This is a genomic window from Azorhizobium oxalatiphilum (assembly GCF_014635325.1).
Lineage (GTDB): Bacteria > Pseudomonadota > Alphaproteobacteria > Rhizobiales > Xanthobacteraceae > Azorhizobium > Azorhizobium oxalatiphilum.
On sequence record NZ_BMCT01000007.1, the window covers coordinates 353239 to 359547 of the forward strand.

Below are 6309 nucleotides of genomic sequence, written 5' to 3' on the forward strand. Positions count from 1 at the left end.
GGGCGGGAAGCGCCGCTTACGCCGCTTCCTGCGCGTCCGGCGTGGTGTCCTTGGGCACTTTCGCCGGCACCGTCGAGGTGGCGGGCGGCGGGTTCAGCACGGTGCGCAGATCGGCCAGTGGCTGAAGGATAGCGTCCGAGAAGGCCAGATAATCCGCCACGAACGGCAGCAGCCGGCGCGCGGTTTCGTCGGTGCTCTGGCCGAGCGCTGCCGATAGCGCCGCATCCACCTGCGGCGCGCCCCGGATTTCGGCGGCAGGCGCTGCATCGCCCAGCGCGAGGTCGAACCCCTGCAAGGTGCGCGAGCGCGCCGCCTCCAGCGCGTTGACGATCTCTTCCGGCGGCTGCAAGGCGGACAGGCGCTGGGCGGCGTCCTCCAGCAGGGCGAGATAGGTGGTGAGGATGTCCAGCGTGGACACCAGATTCACCACCTCGCCCGCTGCCCGATGGCCGAGGGAGGATTCGGCGTCGATCTGCGGCAGGCGGTCCATCACCGGGCGCATTTCCCAGGCGAGTTCGCTCACCGATTCCCGCTTCTCGCCGCGTGGCCACCAGCCGGCGAAGGCCGAGCGGCAGCGTGCCACCACGGTTTTCACCTGCACGATCACCTCGTCGCTGCCATAGATGGGCAGCACCAGATAGGAGATGACGAGTGCCACCACGGCGCCGATGGCGGTCTCGTAGATGCGCGAGATCATGCCCTCGGCGGTCAGGCCCGTGACCAGATGCAGGCCCACCACCACCGACAGGCCGGTTGCGGCGGAGGCGATGTCGTAGCGGTCGCGCATGGTGAGCAGGCCGATGACCTGCCCCGCGAGACAGATGCCGGCGAGCACCCACACGCCGTTGTGCATCAGATGTACGGCGGCCACTCCCACCAGCACGCCCAGCACCGTGCCCCAGGTGCGGTAGCGCACGCGCACATAGGTTTCGCCCAGCGAATTCCCCAGCACGAACATGACGGTCATGGTGGCCCAATAGGCGTGGTCGAGGCCGAGGATGAGGTCGAGGCTGGTGGTGATGGTGGTGGCGATCAGCGCCTGCACCGCCACGCGCATGGAAGGCGAGAGACCATTGGCGTTGAAGAAGGGCTCGGGCGCGACCTTCGGTTCCGGCTGCGAGGGGTAGGCGGCGACATTCTCCTCGACCGGCCGTTCCAGATGGAATTTCTCCAGCCCGCTCACCAGCAGGGCGAGGCGCTCGAAGGCGGTGACGGCGCGCAACAGCGTCAACTGGACCTTGGGGTCGAGGTCGGGTGCCGTGGCAGCGCGGCGCAGGCGGGTCAAAGCGTCGTCGAGCCGGAGGTCGCGATGGCCGGGCACGCGGCCGATCAGGTCGAGATGACGGGCCACCTCCTCGGCCATGGAGGCGATGGGTATGGCCCAGGCGCGGTCATTGCCCTCCGCCCGCATGGGCGGGATGCAGTCGCGCAGCAATTGGGTGGCGACGCGCAGGCGGTAGACATGGGTGCGCACCGCCTCCACCCAGCCACGCGCCTCGGGCTCCTCCGTGGTGGCGGCCAGCAGCGCCACCCGCACCCGCACGCGCAGACGATGCAGCATGGTGAGGGCGGGCTTGGGCACTTCGGTGGAATTGCGGATGGCGTCGGCCAGCAGGCGCAGATAATCGCCTACCCCCTGCACCGCATCCACCACGCCGTCGTTGTACGCCTGCATGGCGCTGGGCCGGAACGGCGACAGACGGATGAGGGCGGTGATGATGAAGCCTTCCACGCTGGCCAGCAGCAGCCAGGCCCCTTCCTCCCGCGTCGGTCGCAGGATGGTGGCGACCGTGGCGATGATGATCAGCGCAATACCGAGCCGCTGCCCGTCCATGCCGTAGCGGCGCAGATACATGGCGATGCAGGAGAGCGGCACCAGCAGCAGCTTGAGCACCAGCGCATTTTCGGGATGGCTGCCGGGGCCGATGATGGCGACGATGGCGAGCAGGCCGATCGTGACGGCAAACACCCGCAGAAAGCTTTTCGCCTCGATGGGAACGGAGGCGGCGGGCGTAAAGGTGATGAGCACCGAGGCAGTCATCGCCCCGATCATGGGAAAGGTGACGTCGAGGTTCAGCCCGAACGCGCGCGAGGTCGTGACGCCGCAGATGATGATGACGACGTAGGCGAGCGCGAGATGGAACGCGCGGATCTGGTCAATGCCGCCGGGGTCGTGCTCGTCCAGCCAGCTGCGCAGCCGCTGCAACAGGGGCTTGCGGCCCCGTTCGTTGTGTTCGGCTAGCCTCAAGCTCAGCTTCACTGCGTACACCCGTTTCGCGCCTGCGACAGAAAGGATCGTCCATGGTGCGCCCCAAATGTCCAGAGCGGAACGGTGGAACCCACATGGGGAGACGGGGCAGGCGGTTAACGGTTGGTTAAACGCATCGCCCCCGCGACGCGGTGGCGTCGCGGGGGCGGAAGGAGCCGGAGCGGCACGTCCTTAGTAAGGCGAAGCCGGGGCGTAAGTGGTGCCGTATGTGGTGCCGTAGGTCGGCCCAACCACATAGGTCGGCGCGGGCACCGTCACGTAGCGCGGGGCGGGCACCACCATGGTGGAGTTCCGGCCGCCCACGGACTGCGAATACTGATCCTGCAGGATCATGTAGCCGCCGTGGCGCTGGAGGTAGTCCATCTGGCGCTGCTGCACCATGCTGTCATTGACGAGGTTGGTGCTGTCATCGGCCGAAGCCGCCACCGAGAGGCCGGCCACGCCGGTCGCCATGGCGAAGGTAAAGGCCGCGGTCCGCAGAAGATTGGTCTTCATAGGCTGTTCCTTTCCATTTCTCTGTCCCCGAAACGGGGCGTTGCCGGGATGCACCCGGCGACCCCGGACGCCTCGCTTCGAAGCCGTGCCGGGTCGTGTCCGCACCGGGGAAGCCTTGAGCATTTGCAAGGCTTCGTCCCGGCGGTCTCGCACTGAAGCAACGTCGTGATCCGCATTTGGTTTCAGCCTGCGGAAATGGCGGTCGCATGCCTGCAATGGCTTGCGGGGGCGGGGAGGGGACGATACAGCCTGTCGCAGGCGCCCCGCTCCGGGGTGTTACACCCTCAGGGATATGCCGAAGCGACGGCCCAGGGCCGCGGGCCGGAGGAGCGATGGGCATCGAGAGCGGCAGCCGCGTCATTGCGCGCTATAACGCCATGCTGGCCAAGGGCGAGATCCGCGAGGACGCCGCGCAGGCCAAGGTGGTGGCGGCGCTGGCCCGGCTGGAACTGGCGCTGAAGGACAAGGCGCTGGCCAAGAAGTCCTCCGCGCTCGGCTGGCTGTTCGGCCGCCGCCCCGCCGCCCCGCCGCCGCGCGGGCTTTACATCTATGGCCGGGTCGGACGCGGCAAGACCATGCTCATGGACCTGTTCCTGGAGGGGCTCGGCACGCTCTCCAAGCGCCGGGCGCATTTCCACGAATTCATGGCCGATGTGCACGAGCGCATCCATGCGGAACGCGAAGGCCAGAAGCGCGGTGAGCGCAGGACGGGCGATCCTATCGTGCCGGTGGCCAATGCGCTGGCCGCCGAAGCCCGCATCCTGTGCTTCGACGAGTTCCACGTCACCGACATCGCCGACGCGATGATCCTCGGCCGGCTGTTCCAGCGCCTGTTCGATGACGGCGTGGTGCTGGTGGCCACCTCCAACGTTGAGCCGAAGAACCTCTATGCCGGCGGGCTCAACCGCGCGCTCTTCCTGCCGTTCATCGACATGATCACGCAGAAGACCGAGGTGATGGCGCTGGACGCCAACACCGATTACCGCATGGAGAAGCTCGACGGCATCAAGGTCTGGCACAATCCCCTGAACGCGGAGACGGCGGCTGCTGTCGATGACGCCTGGCGGAAGCTGGCGGGTCCGGACGGCGGCGCGCCGACCGAGCTGCACATGAAGGGGCGGATGCTTGCCGTGCCGCTGGCGGGCGGCGGGGCGGCGCGCTTCGCCTTCGCGGACCTGTGCGAGAAGCCGCTGGGCGCCTCGGACTATCTGCGCCTCGCGCGGACCTTCCACACATTGGTGGTGACGGATATTCCCGCCCTCAATCCCGAAGTGCGGAACGAGGCCAAGCGCTTCATCACCCTGATCGATGCTCTTTACGATAATAACGTAAAGCTGGTGGCATCTGCCGCCACCGATGTCGATCACCTCTATACCGGCGCCGACGGAACCGAGGCGTTCGAGTTCGCCCGGACGGTCTCCCGCCTGCATGAGATGCGCTCGGAGGACTACCTCGCCCATCCGCATGGGCGCGGCGATTCCGACGCCAGCGGCGAGGCCACCGGACTGGTGGAGACCTGAGTTCCAAAGCCGGATCGGGTGCCGTTTCAGTCCTCTGAACCGCGCACGCGAATCCCACATTTTGGGAATGTGCGTTTGTTGTTCGCATTGCGATGCAATGCGGGCGGGGGCGTCCCGCCCTGCTCCCGTTGCGGAACACCCCTGCGAAAGCTCTACAAGCAATGGCTTGAACCCCCGGACGGATGGGAGTAGCAAGGCCCCGCGCTCGGCCTTGGCCGCTGTTCCCCGTCCCGTCCCTGAGGATTTCTCCTTCATGGCGCGCAGCAAGATTGCCCTGATCGGCGCCGGCCAGATCGGCGGTACGCTGGCCTTGCTGGCGGGCCTGAAAGAGCTGGGCGACATCGTGCTGTTCGACGTCGTCGAAGGCACGCCGCAGGGCAAGGCGCTGGATCTGGCCGAACTTGCCCCGGTGGAAGGCTTCGACGCGAAACTGCTCGGCACCAATGCCTATGAGCACCTCGCCGGCGCCGACGTGGTGATCGTCACCGCCGGCGTGCCGCGCAAGCCGGGCATGAGCCGGGACGACCTGCTCGCCGTCAATCTCAAGGTTATGGAGCAGGCGGGCGCGGGCATCGCCAAATACGCCCCTGACGCCTTCGTGATCTGCATCACCAATCCGCTCGATGCCATGGTCTGGGCGCTGCAGAAGGCCTCCGGGCTGCCCCGCCAGAAGGTGGTGGGCATGGCCGGCGTGCTCGATAGCGCGCGGCTGCGCTTCTTCCTGGCGGATGAGTTCAACGTCTCGGTGGAAGACGTCACCGCCTTCGTGCTGGGCGGCCATGGCGACAGCATGGTGCCGCTGGTGCGCTATTGCACGGTTGCGGGCATCCCGGTGCCGGACCTGATCCGTATCGGCTGGACCAGCCAGGATCGCATCGACGCCATCATCGCGCGCACCCGCAACGGCGGGGCGGAGGTGGTCGAGCTGCTGAAGACCGGCTCGGCCTTCTATGCGCCGGCGGCGTCCGCCATCGCCATGGCGGAGAGCTATCTCAAGGACAAGAAGCGCGTGCTCCCCGTGGCCGCTGCGCTGTCCGGGGAATACGGCCTCAAGGATCTCTATGTGGGCGTGCCGGCCGTGATCGGTGCCCGCGGCGTGGAACGCGTCGTGGAACTTGAGCTCGACCGCGGCGAGCGCGCCCAATTCGACCAATCGGTGGCCGCAGTCCAAGGACTCGTGGACGCCTGCCTCAAGATCGCACCGGACCTCGGACGGTGAGACAGTAACCCGCGGCGGTCCCCTTGGGGCCGCCGTTTTCATGCCGGCGGGGCGACCCACCGGTGAGCGCAACCCCGAAATGTTCCGCTCCCGTTCGGGAGGGGGCAATTCGCAACCCTCAGGGACGGAGCCCCAATGAATATCCATGAGTATCAGGCCAAGGCTCTTCTGAAGACCTACGGTGCGCCCGTGTCGCGCGGCGTGGCTGTTCTGGCAGTGAGCGAGGCGGAAGCTGCGGCGAAGGAGCTGGGTGGCCCGCTTTGGGTCGTCAAGTCGCAGATCCATGCCGGCGGCCGCGGCAAGGGCAAGTTCAAGGAAGCCGCTGCCGGCGACAAGGGCGGTGTGCGCCTCGCCCGTTCGGTGGACGAGGTGAAGACCTTCGTCGAGCAGATGCTCGGCAACACGCTCGTCACCATCCAGACCGGCCCGGCCGGCAAGCAGGTGAACCGCCTCTATATCGAGGAAGGCTCGGACATCGAGACCGAGTTCTACCTCTCGCTGCTGGTGGACCGCTCCACCTCGCAGGTGTCCTTCGTTGTCTCCACCGAAGGCGGCATGGACATCGAGGAAGTGGCGCACAACACGCCTGAGAAGATCATCTCGTTCTCGGTTGATCCGGCGGCCGGTATCCAGGGCTTCCACGGCCGCAAGGTGGCCGATGCGCTGGGCCTGAAGGGCGACCTGTCCAAGCAGGCGGTGAAGCTCACCGAAGTGCTCTACACCGCCTTCACCGACACCGACATGGAAATGCTGGAGATCAATCCGCTGATCGTCACCACCGACGGCAAGCTGAAGGTTCTCGACGC

General features: G+C 66.8%; 5 protein-coding genes. 3 read left to right on the forward strand and 2 right to left on the reverse strand.

Translation table 11 applies throughout. The features are described from left to right. Positions 1–16: 16 nt before the first annotated feature. Both IEW24_RS21905 and IEW24_RS21910 read right to left on the reverse strand, forming a co-directional pair. On the reverse strand, positions 17–2248 hold the full coding sequence (locus IEW24_RS21905) for an FUSC family protein (protein ID WP_188582632.1): 2232 nt from the start codon (positions 2246–2248) through the stop codon (positions 17–19). A gap of 192 nt (positions 2249–2440) precedes the next feature. After that, positions 2441–2764 (reverse strand): hypothetical protein, encoded by a 324-nt coding sequence (locus IEW24_RS21910; protein ID WP_188582634.1) that lies wholly within the window; start codon positions 2762–2764, stop codon positions 2441–2443. A 332-nt stretch (positions 2765–3096) separates the two neighbouring features. Here IEW24_RS21910 and zapE point away from each other — a divergent pair, with 332 nt between their 5' ends. The 3 genes from zapE to IEW24_RS21925 all read left to right on the forward strand — a co-directional run. Continuing rightward, positions 3097–4284 carry a cell division protein ZapE gene (zapE, locus tag IEW24_RS21915; protein ID WP_188582636.1) on the forward strand — a complete coding sequence of 396 codons (1188 nt, stop codon included), beginning with the start codon at positions 3097–3099 and terminating at the stop codon, positions 4282–4284. Positions 4285–4537: 253 nt separating this feature from the next. Continuing rightward, complete coding sequence (mdh, locus tag IEW24_RS21920; RefSeq protein ID WP_188582638.1) at positions 4538–5503, forward strand: malate dehydrogenase; 966 nt, start codon at positions 4538–4540, stop codon at positions 5501–5503. A gap of 135 nt (positions 5504–5638) precedes the next feature. After that, positions 5639–6309: ATP-grasp domain-containing protein (locus tag IEW24_RS21925; protein WP_188582639.1), on the forward strand; the 671-nt coding region annotated here is incomplete at its 3' end.

Coding starts and splice junctions, on each gene's coding strand:
- IEW24_RS21910 (WP_188582634.1), bottom strand. CDS start 2,764: ATGAAGACCAATCTTCTGCGGACCGCGGCCTTTACCTTCGCCATGGCG.
- mdh (WP_188582638.1), top strand. CDS start 4,538: ATGGCGCGCAGCAAGATTGCCCTGATCGGCGCCGGCCAGATCGGCGGT.
- zapE (WP_188582636.1), top strand. CDS start 3,097: ATGGGCATCGAGAGCGGCAGCCGCGTCATTGCGCGCTATAACGCCATG.